Origin of the sequence: Pseudaminobacter soli (ex Li et al. 2025) (assembly GCF_029892515.1) — a bacterium.
In the GTDB taxonomy this organism is placed as follows: Bacteria; Pseudomonadota; Alphaproteobacteria; order Rhizobiales; family Rhizobiaceae; genus Pseudaminobacter; species Pseudaminobacter soli_A.
The window spans coordinates 1380184-1399099 of the sequence record NZ_JARXVF010000001.1 but is presented as its reverse complement, the minus strand read 5'-3'; the positions used below and the strand labels follow the sequence as shown (position 1 = coordinate 1399099).

The 18916-nt window shown below is 64.8% G+C and carries 14 protein-coding genes, 1 pseudogene and 1 riboswitch; of the genes and pseudogenes, 7 read left to right on the top strand and 8 right to left on the bottom strand.

From position 1 onward, the window contains the following. Positions 1–516 precede the first annotated feature (516 nt). The 5 genes from phnE (M2281_RS06675) to M2281_RS06655 all read right to left on the bottom strand — a co-directional run bounded on the left by phnE (M2281_RS06675) (position 517) and on the right by M2281_RS06655 (position 5945). On the bottom strand, positions 517–1854 hold the full coding sequence (gene phnE / locus M2281_RS06675; protein ID WP_280820292.1) for a phosphonate ABC transporter, permease protein PhnE: 1338 nt from the start codon (positions 1852–1854) through the stop codon (positions 517–519). 2 nt (positions 1855–1856) lie between these two features. Then, positions 1857–2816, bottom strand: a complete 960-nt coding sequence (gene phnE, locus M2281_RS06670; RefSeq protein ID WP_280820291.1) for a phosphonate ABC transporter, permease protein PhnE — start codon at positions 2814–2816, stop codon at positions 1857–1859. A gap of 77 nt (positions 2817–2893) precedes the next feature. Further along, positions 2894–3808 carry a phosphonate ABC transporter substrate-binding protein gene (gene phnD, locus M2281_RS06665; RefSeq protein ID WP_280820290.1) on the bottom strand — a complete coding sequence of 305 codons (915 nt, stop codon included), beginning with the start codon at positions 3806–3808 and terminating at the stop codon, positions 2894–2896. A 79-nt stretch (positions 3809–3887) separates the two neighbouring features. Further along, positions 3888–4730 (bottom strand): phosphonate ABC transporter ATP-binding protein, encoded by an 843-nt coding sequence (phnC, locus tag M2281_RS06660; RefSeq protein ID WP_280820289.1) that lies wholly within the window; start codon positions 4728–4730, stop codon positions 3888–3890. 156 nt (positions 4731–4886) lie between these two features. Further along, the gene (locus M2281_RS06655; RefSeq protein WP_280820288.1) at positions 4887–5945 is read right to left on the bottom strand and encodes a succinylglutamate desuccinylase/aspartoacylase domain-containing protein; all 1059 of its coding nucleotides are present in this window, start codon (positions 5943–5945) and stop codon (positions 4887–4889) included. 150 nt (positions 5946–6095) lie between these two features. Between M2281_RS06655 and M2281_RS06650 the strand changes: the two are divergent. Next, positions 6096–7406 (top strand): annotated as a pseudogene (locus M2281_RS06650) (amidase); the annotation flags it as partial. Positions 7407–7598: 192 nt separating this feature from the next. Beyond that, entirely contained in the window at positions 7599–8003 is a 405-nt protein-coding gene (locus M2281_RS06645; RefSeq protein WP_280820287.1) for a Fur family transcriptional regulator, read from the top strand. A gap of 15 nt (positions 8004–8018) precedes the next feature. Here the strand turns inward: M2281_RS06645 and M2281_RS06640 are convergent, their stop codons facing one another. Beyond that, on the bottom strand, positions 8019–9077 hold the full coding sequence (locus M2281_RS06640) for a D-TA family PLP-dependent enzyme (RefSeq protein WP_280820286.1): 1059 nt from the start codon (positions 9075–9077) through the stop codon (positions 8019–8021). 117 nt (positions 9078–9194) lie between these two features. Continuing rightward, positions 9195–9400: riboswitch (cobalamin riboswitch) on the top strand. A 186-nt stretch (positions 9401–9586) separates the two neighbouring features. On the opposite strand from M2281_RS06640, the gene M2281_RS06635 reads away from it, so the two are divergent. From M2281_RS06635 to M2281_RS06615, 5 genes are all read left to right on the top strand, one after another. Beyond that, positions 9587–11452: a TonB-dependent receptor domain-containing protein gene (locus tag M2281_RS06635; protein ID WP_425537678.1), complete on the top strand. Its 1866-nt coding sequence runs from the start codon at positions 9587–9589 to the stop codon at positions 11450–11452. An 85-nt stretch (positions 11453–11537) separates the two neighbouring features. Then, positions 11538–12431: an ABC transporter substrate-binding protein gene (locus M2281_RS06630; protein ID WP_280820285.1), complete on the top strand. Its 894-nt coding sequence runs from the start codon at positions 11538–11540 to the stop codon at positions 12429–12431. Continuing rightward, positions 12428–13432 carry a FecCD family ABC transporter permease gene (locus tag M2281_RS06625; RefSeq protein WP_280820284.1) on the top strand — a complete coding sequence of 335 codons (1005 nt, stop codon included), beginning with the start codon at positions 12428–12430 and terminating at the stop codon, positions 13430–13432. Before M2281_RS06630 ends, M2281_RS06625 begins: the two co-directional genes overlap by 4 nt. After that, positions 13429–14229: an ABC transporter ATP-binding protein gene (locus M2281_RS06620; RefSeq protein ID WP_280820283.1), complete on the top strand. Its 801-nt coding sequence runs from the start codon at positions 13429–13431 to the stop codon at positions 14227–14229. Before M2281_RS06625 ends, M2281_RS06620 begins: the two co-directional genes overlap by 4 nt. Next, positions 14226–15260, top strand: a complete 1035-nt coding sequence (locus M2281_RS06615) for a DUF6925 family protein (protein ID WP_280820282.1) — start codon at positions 14226–14228, stop codon at positions 15258–15260. The genes M2281_RS06620 and M2281_RS06615 overlap by 4 nt, the downstream gene beginning before the upstream one ends. A 16-nt stretch (positions 15261–15276) precedes the next feature. Here the strand turns inward: M2281_RS06615 and M2281_RS06610 are convergent, their stop codons facing one another. Then, on the bottom strand, positions 15277–15756 hold the full coding sequence (locus M2281_RS06610; RefSeq protein WP_280820281.1) for a macro domain-containing protein: 480 nt from the start codon (positions 15754–15756) through the stop codon (positions 15277–15279). 16 nt (positions 15757–15772) lie between these two features. Then, the gene (gene polA, locus M2281_RS06605; RefSeq protein WP_280820280.1) at positions 15773–18748 is read right to left on the bottom strand and encodes a DNA polymerase I; all 2976 of its coding nucleotides are present in this window, start codon (positions 18746–18748) and stop codon (positions 15773–15775) included. Between the last annotated feature and the right edge of the window lie 168 nt (positions 18749–18916).

The window sequence follows — 18916 nt, the reverse complement described above, 5'->3', positions numbered from 1 at the left end:
CGCTACAGACGGGCCGACCCGTTCCGGGTGTCTGTGATTGCTCGACGCAAAAATCCGCCATTCGACCGTAAGCGATTCGAACTTTTTTCACCGCCGAACGCCGCCATTTCTACGCTTTTCCCTACGCGGGCTATCTCCCGCTCTTTGCGCGGGGCGTAGTTTCGGCGGGTATCGATGGCTGTAGCGTACTATGGAGGGCAATCGGCGGTATTTGACGCGCCGGGAGGGATTCGAACTTCACTTATCAAATCTCCACAGCCAACAAATGTCGGTCTCGGTAAAAACCTGCCCGAGGATGACGAAGTGAGGGGCAGTCGGCGCGACTTACCCCCACTCCGCCTCGCTACGCTCGGCACCTCTCCCCCGTCGATCGGGGGAGAGGTGGTTTGCGAAGCAAACCGGAGTGGGGGTCGATATGCGATCGCCCTGCCTAGGAGAGGTCGCCGTGAAGCGGCCGGTGAGGGGGTATTATCCGTACCAGCCCGAAACCCGAGCCCGATGCCGTGCCCCGAGAAACTACCGTCCCGCGCTGCCTTCCATTAGACGGCGGCGCAGCGCGTTGGAGATGTTGTCGAAGATGAACACGACGATCAGGATCAGCAGCACCATGTAGGCCACGTTGGACCAGTTCGAATTGGTGCGCATGGCTTCCCAGAGTTTTAGGCCGATGCCGCCCGCGCCCACCGCGCCGATGATGGTGGCCGAGCGCGTGTTGGATTCCCAGAAATAGAGTGCCTGGCTGAGGAACACCGGCATGACCTGCGGTGCAACGCCATAGCGCTGCACCAGCACGGGCGAGGCGCCCACCGAGCGAACGCCTTCGCGCTGCTTGTCGTCGATGTTCTCCAGCGTTTCGGAATAGACTTTTCCGAGCGTGCCGGTGTCGGTGAAGAAGATCGCCGAGATGCCGGCCAGCGGTCCCGGGCCGAAGGCGCGGGTGAAGAACAGCGCCCAGATCAGCATGTCCACCGAACGCAGGAAGTCGAAGAAGCGCTTCGTCAACTGGTTGGCGAAGAAGTTCGGCGTGATGTTGCGCGCAGCCAGGAAGGCTAGCGGCAGCGCCACGAAGGAGGCGAACAGCGTGCCCACGAAGGCCATCACGATGGTCTGCAACAGCTTCGTCCAGACGTCGCCATGCTGCCATTGCGAGTTGTTCCAGATGTTGTCGAAGGCGAGTGCCGCGTTCGACATCTCCGGCTTGATGCGTTCGCCAGAGACGATCAGGCCCGCCACTTCGGAGAGCGGCTTGCCCCAGAAGGGCGAGTGCGGATCGAACAGGAAGTTCGGCCAGCCCAGGAAGCGGCGGCTGAGCGACACGCGCTCGGGCATGATGCGCACTTCGCCGGCAAAGCCGAAATCGGCCTTCACCTCGTCTTCGCGCAGCGTTGCCCAGCTGGGCAGCTCGCCCTGCGGCCTGGCGCCTGTCGGTTCGACAAGCACTGTCAGCTTCTCGCCGCGATGCTCGACCTCGACCTGCTTGGCATCGGCGACGATGCGACCGGCGGAGCCGAAGTCCACCGTGATCCTGGCGCCGTCCTGAACCACCCAATCGGGCTTGGGATTGTCGCCGAGCGGCGAGAAGCGGGGCCAGGTTACTTTGGCCTCGTCCCCGGAGAAGCGGATCGTGGGCCTGAGGTCATAGGAATACCACTGCCGCGCATAGATCTCGGCGCGCTCCCACTGGCCGCCGGCAATCACAGTGCCGATGGAGAAGAACCACCAGCAATAGGCGACGTAGAGAACAGTGCCGAGCAGGATCAGCAGGGGCAGCGAGCGCTTGAGCAGCGGCCGGTGGAACACGTCCGGATGACGGCTTTCGATCTCGGACAGTTGGGCGGCGGAAAGGAGCGTCATGGTCAGCGTCCGAAGTCGAAGGATTGTGCGCCCACCAGCTTGGCGCGCAGCCAGGCGGATAGCTGGTCGACCGCGACGATGGTGGTGAACAACAGAAGGATGATGGCGAGCGTCTTGGCCTCATGGCCGCGCCCGATCGACAGGCGCAGCTCCTCGCCGATGCCGCCGCCGCCGACCGCGCCGATGATGGTGGAGGCGCGCACATTGATCTCGAAGCGCAGCAGCGCATAGGACATGAAGTTGGGCATCACCTGCGGCACGATGGCGTAGCCCACGCGCTCGAACCAGTTGGCGCCCACCGCGCGCAAGCCTTCCTCGGCCTTCATGTCGGCGTTCTCGACCACCTCGTAGAACAGTTTGCCCAGCGCGCCGATGGTGTGGATGCCCACCGCGAAGATCGCCGGAATGGCGCCCAGCGACAGCACGGCGGCAAAGAAACCGGCAATGACGATCTCCGGGAAGGCGCGCAGGATTTCCATGTAGCGCCGCACCACGAAGCGCAGCAGCCAGTTGGCCACCAGGTTCTTGGCGGACAGGAAGCAGAGCATGAAGCCGAAGACGAAGCCGATCAGCGTCGACAGCGCTGCGATGTTCAGCGTCTCCAGCATCTTGTAGAAATATTCGGGGACGTAGAAGCCCGAGCCGAACAGATAGACGCGGCCTTCGGGGTAGTCGTATTTCAGGCTGCCGTCGAAATAGGGCGAGGGCCGGTCGAACAGCGCGCGCCACATCTCCCAGCCGTCACGGGGCAGCATGTCGCCGGCGAAGTCGAAGAAATGCGGCAGCCGGTCGAGGAATTTGCCGGCGTTGGATTCGTTGGCGAACCAGAGCGAACTGCCAAGTGCGATCGCCAGCACGCCGACGATGAGGGCAGTGTAGAGACGGCGCCGTGCCGCCAGTTCATGCCAGTGCCGCTCGATGGCGAGGCCTTCGGCGGACAGGGTGTGGGCAGTCTGGCTCATGCCGTCTCCACTTTGAAAACTCAGTTATGAAAATGGCCGGGCGCTGTTCGCACCCGGCCATCGTCTTGGGAGGACTATTAGCCGCCGATCTGCGCCTTACGGGCGTCGATGATCGGCTGGTAGAATTCCGGCGTCACTTCGGTGTAGCTGGTGAAGTCGCCACCGGCGATCGCCGAGAAGCAGGCCGGGTCGGACTTCGGCAGGTCGGCCATGAACTGCTTGAACTTGGCCTTGAGGTCGGCGTCGAGAGCGGAACGGATGACGATCGGGCCGTTCGGGATCAGCGGCGACTTCCAGAGCTCGACGAAGTCCTTCATGTCGATCATGCCCTTGGCGACCATCTTGTGCAGGTTGCCGGAGGTGTAGCCCTCGTCGAAGTTGCCTACGCCCGAGCCGAAGGTGGTGCCGGCGTCGAACTTGCCGTCCTTGACGGCGAGGACGAGGTTCTCATGGCCGCCGCCGAAGCCGGTCTCGCCGAAGAAGTCCTTGACCGCAACGTTGTTGAGGTCCTTCGGCAGCGAGGTGACGGGGATCAGGTAGCCCGAGGTCGAGTCCGGATCGGCAAAGCCGAGCTTCTTGCCCTTCATGTCGGCGAGCGTCTTGATGCCCGAGTCCTTGCGGGCGACCATGATCGAGTAATAGCCCTTGGAGCCGTCGGTCTGAACGGTGGTCAGGATCGGCTCGACCGCCTTGGGGTTGGCCAGGTAGATCTTGGCGTAGCCGGAGGCACCGAGCTCGGCGTAGTCGAGCGTGCCACCCAGCAGGCCCTGGATGACGCCGTCATAGTCGGTGGCCGGGAACAGCTTCACTTCCTTCACGCCGATGGCGGCCGGAAGCTTGTCGGCGACGCACTGGTAGTTGCGCAGGCTGTCGGCTTCGTTCTCGCCGCCGAGGATGCCGACGCGGAAGGTTTCCACGGTTTCGGCGCGGGCGGCAGTGCCGCACGAGAGGGCGAGAGCAAGCGCGCCCAGAAGGGCTTTCTTGAGCGACATGGTGTACTCCTGTTGGGTCGAAGTGTCGTTGCGGTTGGCAGCTAGTGGCCCTTTACGCGGGCGAGACGATCACGGTCGTTCAGTGCCCGGCAAAGGCGGGCACGAGGCTTCCGGCGGATTCTATTCTGGGCAGCCGCTCGGCGCGGATGCTGGTAGAGGTGATGGCTTCGGAGATTTCCTCGCCATTGGCGTCGGCGCCGTAAACCAGGCGCACCGCTTCGCGGGTCAGCTCCTCCGGCGGGCCGTCGAACACCACCTTGCCGCCCGCCATGCCGATGATGCGGTTGCAATAGGCGCGCGCGGTGTCGAGCGTGTGCAGGTTGGTGATGACGGTGATGCCTTCGCGCAGGTTGATGTCGCGCAGCGAGTCCATCACCACCTTGGCGTTCATCGGGTCGAGCGAGGCGATCGGCTCGTCGGCGAGGATCAGCTTGGGCTGCTGCATCAGGGCGCGGGCGATCGCCACGCGCTGCTGCTGGCCGCCCGAAAGCGTGCCGGCGCGCTGCAGCGCGGTCTGGGCAATGTCCAGCCGCTCGAGTGCTGCAAGCGCCATCGCGCGTTCCTCGCGGGAGAAGATGCCCATCAGGTTGAGCGCGGTGGAGCGGTGGTTGAGGCGTCCGAGCAGGACGTTGGTCAGCACGTCGATGCGCGGCACCAGGTTGAACTGCTGGAACACCATGGCGCAGTCGCGCTGCCAGCGGCGCAGAGTGGAGCCGCGATGGGCCGACACTTCCTTGCCGTCAAAAAAAATCGCCCCGTCGGTGGGATCGATGAGGCGATTGATCATGCGCAGAAGGGTCGACTTGCCGGCGCCGGAGCGACCGATGATGCCGACCATCTGGCCCTGTTCGATTTCGAGCGCGACGCTGTCTACGGCGGTCTTCTTGCCAAAGCGGCGCGAGACATTGCGGATTTCGAGCATAGCGGCTTCCCTGTTTGGCTGTACCAGCCTCTTGGGAAGACTCCGCTAATGGACCAACATGAAACCGCCGTGTCAGTTACATGTCAGTTTTGTTACATCGCACAGCCTGAACGGCCCGTTTGCGGTGTGAAACGGGCCGAAATCGAGCTTTGACGGCTACTGTTCCAGCGCGCCGGAGCGTGCATCGGCGCTGCGTGTCACGCCGGCCAGCTTGACCAGATCGTCGCCTGCACGGGTAGCGCGGGTGGCGCGGCGGGTGAGAATGAAGCCGTCCTGCGGGGCAAGCACCTCGACGCGGCCGCCTTCCTCGCCGGGGGCCGACACGATCGTCGCCAGCCGCTGACCGGCCTTCACGCGGTCGCCGGGCTTGACGTCATAGAGGACGGCGCCGGCCGCCGGAGCGGGCATCATATCTATGTGATCGATCGGCACGATCTCGCCCTTGAACTCCTTCGGCGTCTCGACCGATTTGTCCTCGATCACGCCGCGGGCCACCAGCAGCCGGTAGATGCCCTCGGCATCGGCTTCGGCAAAGCGCGTCTCGACGTCGAGAATGCCGCGATATTCCACCGTGGTGACGACGCGGCGATCAAGCTGCGCTTCTGCCGCCGGCAGCTTCAGATAGGGGCGCAGCGACGCCTCGTCGAAGGATGCGCCCGACTCGTCGCTCCACAGTACCACTGCCTCCACGCCCATGCAGGCCGCGCAGTCGGCCATGGCCGGCCACAGGTCGCTCTGGATATAGAGGTAAGGAAGGCCCTCGTCGTCGCAGTGCAGGTCGAGCACGATCTCGTGGCCGAGCGAAAGCTTGATCAGGCGCGCCTTCAGCCGGTCGTCTGCGTTGAGCGGCTGGTCGTCGCCGGGCAGAAGCTTCGCATCGGGCCGGTCGAGCCGCGGGAAGTCGCGGTTGAAATTGGTGCGCGAGCCGAGGTGGTAGCGTCCTTGCGCAGCACCGAAGAACTGCTGTGCACGGCCCACAGGGTTGGCGCGCGGCACGATGGTGAGGTTGCCGCGCACGCGGCCTTCGGCCTCGGCCTTGCGCAGCTTGGGCATCAGCACGTCGATGGCCACCACGCCGGGCAGCTCGTCGCTGTGAAGTGCTGCCTGGATATAGGCGTTCGGCGCATCGGGCGAGGAGCCGGCGATGCGGAGGACGGGGAATTCATAGGTTACGCCGTCGCTGTTGCCCCGGATCGTCTCGATCGTTTTCTGCATCTTTCTCCCCTTGCGTGCTCTGTGCTTGACCGACTCTCCGAAAAGTGGGAACCGGTTCTTCCGAAAAATCGTGATTGATTAGATGGATAGCGTCCTTTCACGGAACGCAGCGCTCCTTTTACCCAATCGCGCCGGTTCGAAGCAAGTTGGGGGAGAGCCATGCAGTCAAGCCGTGATCGTCTAGAAGCCGTCCTTACCCGCCTGGCAGCCCGGGCAGCCGAGGAACGCGTCTTCACTTCCGTCTATGCCGATGCCGCGCGCGCTGCGGCCGACGCAGCGGACGCCCGCCGCAAGGCCGGCGTTTCGCTGGGCGCGCTGGACGGCAGGATCGTCTCGATCAAGGACCTGTTCGACGTCGCCGGCGAAACCACGCTGGCCGGCTCGGCGATCCGCCGCACGGCCGCGCCGGCCGAGCGCGACGCAACGATCGTGCGCCGCCTGCGCCAGGCGGGCGCCGTCATCGTCGGCAAGACGGCCATGACCGAGTATGCCTTCACCGCGGTCGGCACCAATCCGAATTTCGGCACGCCGGGCAATGCGGCCGATCCGGCGCGCATCCCCGGCGGCTCGTCCTCGGGCGCCGGCGTTTCCGCAGGCGAAGGCACCAGCGAGATCGCCATCGGCTCGGATACGGGCGGCTCCATCCGCGTTCCGGCGGCACTCAACGGCGTGGTCGGCTTCAAACCCACGGCCCGGCGCGTGCCGCGCGACGGCGTGTTCCCGCTGTCGTTTACGCTGGATTCGATCGGCCCGCTCGCCAAAAGCGTGGCCGATTGCGCGCTGGCCGATGCCATCATGGCCGGCGAGGAAGTTGCCGAGCTGCGCGCCATGCCGCTCGCGGGCCTGCGCGTCGGCCTGCCGCAGGGCCGCCTGCTCGAAGGCATGGAGCCGGCGGTCGAAGCCGCCTTCCAGCGCAGCCTGCGCCTGCTCGAAGCGGCGGGCGCTCGCATCGTCGATCATCGCATCGACGATCTTGTCGACGCCATGGTCGAGGCCACGAGCAAAGGCTCCATCGCCGGCATCGAGGCCGCCGCGCTGCATGCCGACTGGCTGGCCGACGACGCACTGTGCGCGCAGGTCGATCCCCGCGTTACCCGCACGCTCAAGCGGCGGGCCACCGTCTCGGCCACAGGCTACATCAAGCTGATCGAACGCCGCACAGCACTTGCCCGCGCCATGGACGAGCGTCTTGCGCCGCTCGACGTGCTCGCGCTGCCCACCGCGCCGATCCTCGCGCCGCTCATTGCTTCGGTGGAAAACGACCTCGACGCGCAGGACCAGACGGACGACATCGTGCTGCGCAACCCGCAGGTCGGCAACCAGTTCGATCTCAGCGCCATTTCGCTGCCAATGCCCGGCATGGAGCTTCCGGCGGGGCTCATGCTGTTTGCCCGCAACGGCCACGACCATCGCCTGCTCGCCATCTCGGCGGCCGTGGAAGCCGAACTGGCCAAGGGATAACTCGGCGCGGGACGGGGTGTTTGATTGCCGGCCCGCGAGAGATCGCGGGCTGGATCAGGGCTTCACGTTCCGGTCAAAGCTCCCCCTAAGGTGGCAATTTTGCCCGCCAATCGCTATTTGAAGTCGGGAGGTGACAATCCTGCCGTTTCGGGCCAAGTTTCGACGGCAGGCAAGGAGATTGAGAGCAACATCATGGCGGCAAGGGATACGCTGACGAAAAACCAGCTTCGCGTACTCGAGAAACTCGAGGCGTCCAGCGGGCCGCTCAGCGCCTATATGCTGCTCGATCAGCTGCGCGATCAGGGTTTTCGCGCGCCTTTACAGGTCTATCGGGCGCTCGACGGGCTGATGAATGCCGGCTTCGTCCATCGCCTCGAGAGCATGAACGCCTTCGTTGCCTGCTCTGAGCCGCACGACCACAGCCACCGCATGATCGCCTTCGCCATCTGCGATAAATGCGGCCAGGTCGCCGAATTTTCCGATGAGGCCGTCGGCAAGCAGCTCGACGCCTGGGTCTGCTCCACCGGCTTTGCAGCCAAGAAGGCGGTCATCGAGTTTCGCGGCACCTGCGCCAAATGCGCGGCGCTGGCGGCATAAGCCGCCGCTCCCTCCTCAGGTGATGCGGCCGCGCGCCACCACCGGCCAGGACTCAATAAACTCTTCCCCGCGAATGATCTGAACCTCGTCGACCATGTTGACGACGACGCAGGCGTGGTTTGGCACGATGCGGATGCGTTGGCCGACCGTCAGTCCGATCTCGCCTTGCGAGACCAGCCGGCCGTGCTCTTCCGAAAGCATGTCGATGGCGATGTGCGGGCGCCCAAGCACGTGGCCGTATCCGGTGAGGCCGAACAGGTCGGAGGTCAGTGCCTTGCTGCCGGCGTCGACGATGGCGCGGTTGGGCGCGGGCACCGAGACCACGGTGGCGAGCACCGTCAACGCGCAGTCTTCCCAAGCACAGGCGCCGCGCTCCACCAGCGACCGGTCGTTGTAGATGTAGGTGCCGGGCCGGTATTCGGTGACGATCGGGGCTTCCGCCGCGTCCATCATGCTGGGCGTGCCGCCCGACGTGATGACCGGCACCGCGATGCCGTTCGCCTCGATGAGATCGCGCGCCTTGGTCATGAAATCCTGCACCGCGGCGGCTGCGCCGACCGGCGGATAGGTCATCAACCCGCCGAAGACGAGACGGGGTGCGGCCGCGATGCGCTGTGCAAGGGCGGCTGCCTCTTCCGGCGTCGAGACGCCGCAGCGATTGGCGCCGGTGTTGCATTCCACCAGCACCGCCAGCGGCTTTTCTAGTTTCGCGAAGAAGGCCGAGAGCCCGTCGACGACGACGGCATTGTCGGCGACCACGCTGAGCCTGACCTTGTCGTTGAGCCCTGCCAGGCGCGCGAGCTTGGCTTCGCCGATGATGTTGTAGGTGATCAGGACGTCGGTGATGCGGTCGCTGGCAGCGATCATCGCCTCCGCTTCCGAAACCTTCTGGCAGGTGATGCCGATGGCGCCGGCGTCGAGCTGCATCTCGGCCATCTGCGGCAGCTTGTGCGTCTTGATGTGCGGGCGCACGGCAAGACCGCTCCGGTCGGCATAGGCCTGGAACTTCTCGACATTGCGGCGCGCCAGATCGAGATCGACGAGCACGGCAGGGGTTTCGATGCGCGAGGTCATTTTTGTCCATTCCTTCCGCGAGATGCAGGCAGGTTCACGGTTTCGGTCATGCATGGCGGTCGTGTCAACGGTTTGGGTATCGTCTCCGTGCTGTTGACGTTCGATGCCCGCGTAGATACCTATCGATTCGGAATTGGTTCCGCTTCGCGGCGGATGAAAAGGGAACACGGTGAGACCTTCGGGTCGAAGCCGAGACTGCCCCCGCAACTGTAACCGGCGAGCTTTCCTTCAACAGGCCACTAAGAGCGCATCGCGCGATTGGGAAGGCGAAGGACAAGCGACGACCCGGAAGTCAGGAGACCTGCCTGTTCCGGTCACCCATGCTTGAATACGGGGTGTGTTCAGGCGCGGTCGTCCGTGGCGGTGACATTTGAAAAAGTGTTGCCGCAGCCGGATACGGCCGAGGGTGGAACGATTCCGTTCCTAGGCCCATCGATCTTTCCCCTGCGGTTTGGAGACAAACCTTCGGGCGCCCTTGCGCGTCCGCCAGATGCCTTTGGGGGGCAGACGTGCAGAAATGGAAAATTTGCGCTGGCGCATTCGCGCTGGTGATTTCGGGGCATGCCAACGCGCAGGACGTCGAGAGCGGATCTGACGAGACGATCAAGCTCGACCGCATCATCGTCACCACGCCGCTCCGGCGCGAAACCGCGCTCGAGCGGTCGACATCCTCGGTCACCGTCATCGACGAGCAGGAGATCGCCCAGTCTGCGGCGCCGGACCTGCCCTCCCTGCTGAAACGCTATACCGGCGTTTCCATCGTTTCCTATGGCGGGCAGGGCGCGTCTTCCAACGTCTATCTGCGCGGCATGTCGGCCACGCAGACGCTGGTGCTCATCAACGGCGTGCGGGCAAGCTCGGCCACGTCCGGCACCACCTCCGTCTTCAACATTCCGCTGGCCGCCATCGAGCGCATCGAGATCGCCAAGGGCGCACATTCGGCGCAATACGGCGCGGACGCCATGGGTGGTGTGGTCAACATCATCACCAAGCAGGGCGGCCCTTGCGGGGAAGCGCGCGACCACTGCGCCTCCGTCACCGCAGGCGTCACCTATCCCTGGGGTGGGTCGCTTTCGGGCAGTGCCCAGGGCCGCGGGGCCAATGGCGTCAACTATGCGGTCGGCGGCAGCATCCTCGGCACGCGCGGTTATGATTTCACCACGCCGCAGGCCTGGGGCCACGAGCCGGGCGATGACGGTTTTCTGCAGGGCTCGGCTAACCTTTCCTTGTCGAAGGATTTCGAATGGGGCCAGCTCTACACTGACGGCCTGTTTGCGCGCGGCCGCAGCCAGTACGACAACACTTATCCTTCGGCAAACGAGGTCGACACCACGACCTTCGCTGGCAAGCTCGGCGCGCATATTCTGCATGCCGAAGACTGGTCCTCGACCATCGAGCTAAGCTCGGGGCTCGATTACTCGACGAACTTCCGCAAGGATGTGCCGGGCAACAGCAAGTTCGATACCCAGCGTTACGGCATCTTCGCCTCGACCGAGAAGGGCTTTCAGACCGGCAACGTGGCACACATCCTGACCGGTGGCTTCGAGGCCTATAGCGAGCGCGTCGATTCCAGCGTTGATTTCGACGTCACCTCGCGCACGCTGGCGGCGGTGTTCAGCCAGTACTCGCTGGAATACGAGGCGCTGCGCGTGGACAGCGGCATCCGCTACGATCACAACCAACAGTTCGGCGGCGCGACCACCTACAATATCGGGGCCAGCTACGAGCTGCGGCCCGATCTGGTGCTGCGCTCGTCCTATTCCACCGGCTTCCGTGCGCCGAACTTCAACGAGCTCTACTATCCGGGCTATTCCAACCCGAACCTCAAGCCGGAAAAGTCGCGTTCCTATGAGGTCGGCCTGAACTGGCAGACGTCCTCTGGCACCAGCCTCGACCTTGCCTTCTACCAGACATGGCTGACCGACGCGATCGCCTCCAACCCGCCGACCTATCTCCCCTTCAACGTCGCGCGTGCCCGCATCACCGGCTTTGAAGCGGTGCTGGGGCAGCAGTTCAGCGAGGAATGGAGCGGCAAGGTGAGCGTCGATGTCCGCCAGCCGCTCAACCTGGACAATGGCAACTACATTCCCTATCGCGACCGCTTCAAGGCAACCGCCGAGCTGGGCTACAGCCCGACCGAGCAACTCGCCCTGTCGGCCAAGCTGCTCTATGGCGCGGCCCGCTATGCCAATGCCGCCAATACGGTCGAACTGCCGGACTATGTGACGGTAGACTTCACCGCGCTTTATGCTCTCGACGCGCAGTCACAGGTCAAGTTCTCCATCGAGAATGCCTTCAACGCACAGTATTCCAACGTTACCGACTATCTGGCGCCGGGGCGTACAATCGGTCTTAGCTTCACCCGGAATTTCTAGGTTCGGGGCGCAGCTTGGATGAACAGGCGTCGGGCGCTCGATAATGGGAGCCCGACGCGGCATGCCGATCTATCGAAGGACAGCGATGCGACAGGGAAGGGCGATACGGCAAAGGCCGGCGAGCGGGGCACGCAGCTTCGCGCGCCGGTTGGCCTTGGCTGCAGCGGTCGTCTTCACGCTGGCGGATGCGGCACCAGCGATTGCCGCCCAGCCGCCGCATCGCGTGGTGTCGATGAATGTCTGCACCGACCAGCTTGCCATGCTGCTGGCGGGCGAGGGGCAGCTTTATTCGGTGTCCTATCTGGCCTCCGACCCGTCCGCCTCGGTGCTGGCCGGGGAGGCGGGGCGCTATGTCGTCAACCACGGCCTGGCGGAAGAGGTCTTCCTCATGTCGCCGGATTTGGTGATTGCCGGCACCTACACCACTCGCACCACGGTGGCGCTGCTGCGCCGGCTGGGCTTTCGCGTGGAAGAGTTCGCGCCGGTAAACTCCTTTGCGGACATTCGCGAGCACATCACGCGCATGGGCGAGATTTTGGGCCGGCAGGAGAAAGCCGCGGAGCTGATTGCGCAGATGGATGCCGAGCTTGCCGGCCTCAGCGCGCAGCCGCCATCGCGCAAGACCGTCGCGCTCTACTATGCCAACAACTACACTTCCGGCGCGGGCACGCTGGTGGACGAGACGGTGAAGGCCGCCGGGCTCGTCAACATCGCCGACAAGCTCGACCTGCAGGGCACGAACCAGTTGCCGCTTGAATTGCTGGTGTTGAACAATCCCGATCTTATCGTCACCAGCGAGGGTGAATATGCCGCGCCGGCGCTGGCCGAGCAGGGCTATGTCCACCCTGCGTTCAAGGCGCTGACGGCGGGCCGCAAGGCGGTGAACGTGCCGGCCAAATACACCATCTGCGGCGCGCCCTTCACGCTGGAAGCCGCGCGGATCATGCGAGATGCGGCGCAGGAGGGGAAAGCCCAATGAGTGACACCGCACGCTACCGGCTGCTGTTGATACTGCTCGCAGCGGGGGCGATGATCCTCTTCGTGCTGTCGCTGACGGTGGGGCCGGCCGCAATCGGCTTCGGCGACAGCATTGCCGCGCTGTTCGACCGCAAGGAGGCCGGGCCGCTGGCGCTGATTATGCAGGAGATCCGCCTGCCGCGCGCCATCCTCGGGCTGATGATCGGTGCAACGCTGGGGCTTTCCGGCGCCGTGTTGCAAGGCTATCTGCGCAATCCGCTGGCGGAGCCAGCGCTGCTCGGCATCAGCGCCACTGCTTCGCTGGGCGCGGTGCTGGCTATCTATACCGGCTTTTCCCTCGTCTTCCCGCTCGGCCTGCCGCTGGCAGCACTTGCCGGCGCGGTGGTAGCCGTCATCGTGGTTCAGGCCATGGCCGGCATGCGCGGCGGCGCGCTCACCATCATCCTGGCAGGCGTCGCGCTGTCGAGCCTTGCCGCGGCCATGACTTCGCTGGCGCTCAACCTGTCGCCCAATCCCTTCGCAGCGCTCGAAATCATGTTCTGGATGCTGGGCTCGCTGACCGATCGCTCCATGACCCATGTGTGGCTTGCCGCGCCCTTCATGGTCGTCGGCTGGGCGATGCTGGCGAACGTGGGGCGCTCGCTCGACACGCTGACGCTCGGCCGCGATGCCGCCGCCAGCATGGGCGTCGACCTGCGCCGCGTTCAGCTTCTGGCCGTGCTCGGCACTGCCGCCTCGGTTGGCGCGGCGACCGCCGTGGCCGGCGCCATTGGCTTCGTCGGCCTGGTCGTGCCGCATCTGCTGCGGCCGTTCGTCGGCGCGCGCCCTTCGCGGCTGTTGCCGGCAAGTGCGCTCGGCGGCGCCTCCGTGCTTCTGGCGGCCGATATTCTCGTGCGCGTCATCGCACCGGGCAAGGACCTGAAGCTCGGCGTGCTCACCGCAATCGTCGGCGCCCCCTTCTTCCTTTGGCTCGTCTACCGCACGCGGAGGAACCTGCTGTGACCCTGCTTTCGGTAAAGGGGCTGCATGCCTCGCTCGGCGGCAAGCCGGTGCTGAACGGTGTTTCCTTCAGCGTTGGCGAGGGCGAGTTCGTCGGCCTCATTGGGCCTAATGGCGCCGGAAAATCCACGCTGCTGCGCGCCGCACTCGGCCTTGTCGGCGCGCGTGGCGAGGTTGCCATCGCGGGGCAGGATGCCGCTGCGATGACGGCGCGCGAGCGGGCCCGCCGCATCGCCTATCTGCCGCAGGAGCGCGAGATCGGCTGGCCGGTTTCGGTGGAGATGGTCGTGTCGCTGGGCCGTGCGCCGCACCGGCCCGCCTTTGCCGGCCTCGATGCCGCCGACCGTGCGCGGATCGAGGAAGCGATGGGGCGCATGGAACTGGAAGAATTCCGCCGCCGGCCTGCGACCGAGCTTTCGGGCGGCGAAAAGGCGAGGGTGCTGATCGCACGGGCGCTAGCGCAGGACGCACCGCTGCTACTGGCCGACGAGCCGACCGCCGGCCTCGATCCGTCGCACCAGATCACCTTGATGCGGTTGTTTGCCGAGCTTGCCCGCGAGGGGCGCGGCGTGGTCGCCTCCCTGCACGACCTCAGCCTCGCGGCGCGCTGGTGCACCCGGCTGATCCTGCTCGACAGGGGCACCATCGTTGCCGATGGTCCGCCCCGCGAAGTGCTGACGCGGGAGCGCCTGCGCTCTGTCTATGGCGTCGAGGCGCATCTCGCCGAAGCCGAAGGCGGCATGCTGGTGGTGCCGCTCGACATGGCCGCGCCCGAACTGCTGGTACGAGGAAAACCATGATCACCTTGCAGGATCTCATTCGCGACCATCTGCGCCTCTGGCAGTCGGGCTGGAGCATGGGCACCTTCGGCGCGATTGCCGAATTCCATCAGGATCGTAACGAAAAGCCGGTGATCAACGACGGCTACACGCTGTCGCGGGCGACCCGGCGCGGGGCGGTCCATATCGACCACAAGCGGGTCGACCAGATCGTGCCGGTCGCCTACGAGGCGCTCAGTCCGCGCCCGGATCGCTGGAGCCAGGCGGTGGCGCTGTGCATGCCCGAAGCGCTGGCGCGCCGCGCCGAACGCCTGGCGCTGACTGAACTCGGCCCCGACGACGATGCAGTGCGCGGCATCGACCGCACCGGCATCCTGTTCGACATGGGCCTGTCGCTTCCGCAATGCGATTTCTGCATCCGCACCAGCGACCCCAAGCTGCTTGCGGTGCTGCGCGCCAATCTCGGCCGTTCGCTATTCGAGCCTGGCAACGACACGATGCATGCGATATTGGCCGCGCACCCGCACCGCGTGGCGCTCACCAATATCGGCCGCATCGAGGTGTTCCAGAAGATCGGTGGGCCCGACACGGGCGGCGTTTCGCCGGCCGGGCCGCACACCCATGTCCTGCCGAAGCTTCTGAAGACCAGGCGCACGCACTCGGCCAATACGCCGATCCCGGCAGGGCTGATGCCGCTCGCCTCGCTGCATCCCGGCAATCCGGTGGTCGGCCCGATGGGCGAGGACACCGGCTTCGATCCGGCTCTCTACCGACAGTTCCAGGATCTGCTTGCCGCCTACGGCCAGCCGGAATTCGTGCGCCTGAAGGCCGCGGTTCTTGCCGCATTGAGGCACAGCGAAAAGCCGGAAAGCTTCGTCGTGCCGGATGGCCGCTTCGAGCGCAGCGTGGTGCGCCTTGCCTTGCGCCAGCAAGCGAGGCTGGCCGAGCATCTGCACGACGTCGAATTCATGCGCCAGGTGGCGGACTGGCGGCGCGTCCACGACCTGCGCTTTGAAGGCGAGGGCGAGGACGACGATTCACCCGGCCATTGACGGCCGGGTAGCGTCGCTACCTGCGTTCAGCCTGCTCGAACTCGTTGCGAAAAATCTCGTAGACGACAAAGCGTGTCGAACCGGACGCCAGGTGCTCGACGAAGAGTGGCTTGATCTCTTCTTCCCAGGAGAGTTTGCCCAGGCCTGCTCCGATTTTCGGCAGCGCAACGGATTCGATACCGTTTTTCTCGGCCCATTTTGCAAGCTTGCGAAGGGCCTTGCGAAGATAAGGCAGCGTCGCATGGTACATGTCGGGCTGGGTGGCCAAATAGGCGAACCCAGGACGTCCATTCGCCGGCTCAATCGACCAAATGTCACCGCCGTCGAAGTTGCCTGACCGGGCGTGCTTCTTGAACGCTGCCTGCACCTCCGGCCATTTCTTCGAAATCTTCAGAGCCAGACCGGTGCCAAGGCCCTCCTGGTTCCCCTCGGCGACGCCTTGAGCGATGTACTGCTCGCCCGAAGTCAGCAGATCGCCGGCGATAAAGTCGATCATCGCTCCCGCGCCTGCATCAATGCGCCTCGTCCCAATTGTCGGCGGCGCGGGCTTCGACCTGCAGCGGCACCTTCAGCGAGACGGCGGGCATGGCCGCACCCTCCATCACCGAGCGCACCACCGGCAGGGTCGCCTCGACCTCTGCGTCGGGCACTTCGAAGATCAGTTCGTCGTGCACCTGCAAAAGCATGCGGGCGTTGAGCCCTGCCTCCGGCAGCGCCTTTTCCATCCGCACCATGGCGCGGCGGATGATGTCGGCGGCCGAGCCCTGGATAGGCGCGTTGATGGCCGCGCGCTCGTTGAAGGAGCGCACCTGCGGGTTGGACGAGCGGATTTCCGGATAGTGCGCGCGGCGCCCGAAGATCGTTTCGACAAAGCCGTTTTCGCGGGCGAAGGCCTTGGTGCCATCCATGTAGTCGCGAATGCCGGGGAAGCGCTCGAAATAGCGCCGGATGTAGTCGCCGGCTTCCTCGCGCGCGATGGAGAGCTGGTTGGCGAGGCCAAAGGCCGAGATGCCGTAGATGATGCCGAAATTGATCGCCTTGGCGCGCCGGCGCACGTCGGAGGGCATGCCCTCGACCGGTACGCCGAACATCTCCGACGCCGTCATGGCGTGGATGTCGATGCCGTCGGCAAAGGCCTGCCTGAGCTGCGGAATATCGGCGACATGGGCCAGCACGCGCAGCTCGATCTGGCTGTAGTCGGCCGACACCAACTTGTGGCCCTTGTCGGCGATGAAGGCGGTGCGGATCCTGCGGCCTTCCGCCGTGCGGATCGGGATGTTCTGCAGGTTCGGCTCGGACGACGACAGGCGGCCCGTCGACGTGGCGGCCATCGCGTAATTGGTGTGGACGCGCTTGGTCTCGGGATGGATGTAGCCGGGCAGGGCGTCCGTATAGGTCGACTTGAGCTTGGTGAGCTGGCGCCAGTCGACGATCTTGCGCGGCAATTCGTGGCCCGTCGCGGCCAGGTCTTCGAGCACCTGGGCCGAGGTCGACCACTGGCCGGTCTTGGTCTTGGAGCCACCGGGCAGGCCCATCCTGCCGAACAATATGTCGCCCAGCTGCTTGGGCGAGCCGATGGTGAAACGCTCTCCGGCGAGCCGGTAGATCTCGTCCTCGAGTGCGGCAGCACCTTGCGCGAGCTCCCCCGAAAGGCGGCTCAGGATCTGCCGGTCGACGGAAATGCCGCGCTGCTCCATCTGCGAAAGCACCGGCACCAGCGGCCGCTCCAGTCGTTCGTAGACCGACATCAGGCCCTTCGATGCCAGGCGCGGTTTCAGCACGCGCCACAGGCGGAGCGTCACGTCCGCATCCTCGCCGGCGTAACGGGTCGCCTTGTCGATATCGACGAAATCGAAGGTGGTCGCAGCCTTGCCGTTGCCGGCGATGTCCTTGAAGGCGATCGTCTTGTGGCCGAGCCAGCGCTCGGACAGCGCGTCCATGCCGTGGCCGCCATTTGAGCCGCCGTCCAGCACATAGGAGATCAGCATCGTGTCGTCGTAGGAGACGATGTCGATGCCGTACCGGTTCATCACGACAAGGTCGTATTTCATGTTCTGCGCGATCTTGAGGACCGAAGGATCCTCAAGTAGCGGCTTGATGAGGGCCAGCGCATCGCGGACGGCAATCTGGTTTTCGACAAGGCCGCCGCCAAGCAGGTCGCCGCGCCCGCTCTTGTGGAGCAGCGGCACATAGGCGGCCCGGCCCGGCCGGGTGGCGAGCGAAAAGCCGCATAGTTCGGCCAGCATCGGGTCAAGCGAGGTCGTTTCCGTGTCGAAGGCGACAACGCCCGCCTCGGTCGCCTCGGCTACCCAGTCGGCCAGGGTCCTGAGGTCGCGGATGCAGACATAGGCATCGGTGTCGATCTTTTCGGCGACGGCGGCATGGGCACGCGCGTCGGCGAGGGTGGATGGCGTGAGCCCGTCTCCGCTGCGGCTCGAAACGGCTTCCGCGGAGGGCGGCGTCGCTCCGATCGTCGCGGCAGCGGCGGCTTGAGGTGCTGGCGCCTGAGCAGGGGCGGCGCCAACATCAAGGTCGGGGCCGTGGGCCTCTCCCAGCCGCTGGACGACGATGGTCGCCGGCTCGATTTCCGCCGCTTCGGTGCCGGTGGTTTCGGCCACGCGGCGGGTGAGCGAGGAAAATTCCATCGCCTTGAGGAAGGAGATCAGCTTCGGCCCGTTCGGCGGCTGCAGCTGGAAATCGTCAAGGCCTTCGGTCACGGGCACGTCCGACCGCAGCTTCACCAGTTCGCGTGAAATGCGGGCTTTCTCGGTATTGTCGATGATCGACTGGCGGCGCTTGTCCTGCTTGATCTCGCCGGCACGCGCCAGCAGCGTATCGAGGTCGCCGAACTGTTCCAGAAGCTGCGCTGCCGTCTTGGGGCCGATGCCGGGCACGCCGGGCACGTTGTCGACGGAGTCGCCGGTCAGCGCCTGCAGGTCGATCATCTTCTCGGGCGGCACGCCCCATTTCTCGACCACTTCCGGAATGCCGATCTGGCGATCCTTCATCGGGTCGTACATCGACACCGACGGCCCGACGAGTTGCATCAGGTCCTTGTCGGACGAGATGATGGTCGTGTCGCTGCCGGCCTCGCGGGCCATCCGCGCATAGGTGGCGATCAGGTCGTCGGCCTCAAAGCCTTCCATCTCGATGCAGGGCACGTCGAAGGCCCGGGTCGCCTGGCGGATCAGCCCGAATTGCGGGATCAGGTCCTCCGGCGGCGCCGAACGGTTGGCCTTGTATTCCGCATAGAGTTCGTGGCGGAAATTTCGCGAAGAATGGTCGAAGATCACCGCAAAGTGCGTAGGCACGATACCGACATCGGTATTGCGCGCATCCTTCATCAGCTTCCACAGCATGTTGCAGAAACCCGACACCGCACCCACCGGAAGACTATCCGATTTTCGGGTGAGCGGGGGGAGCGCGTGATAGGCGCGAAAGATGTAGCCGGAGCCGTCGATGAGGAAGAGGTGATCACCTTTTTTCATGGGGTTAGCCCTACCTTGGAGGGCTGAAACTGTCCATTGCAAAGCGCGGAAATGGGCCTGCGTCTTGCCGGTCCCTGACAGTTTTTGCGGATCACGTCTATGTTACAAACTTGTAATGTGCGTGCCCTTGAATTGCCACGTTCACCGCTCCAAATACCTCGCATCGGC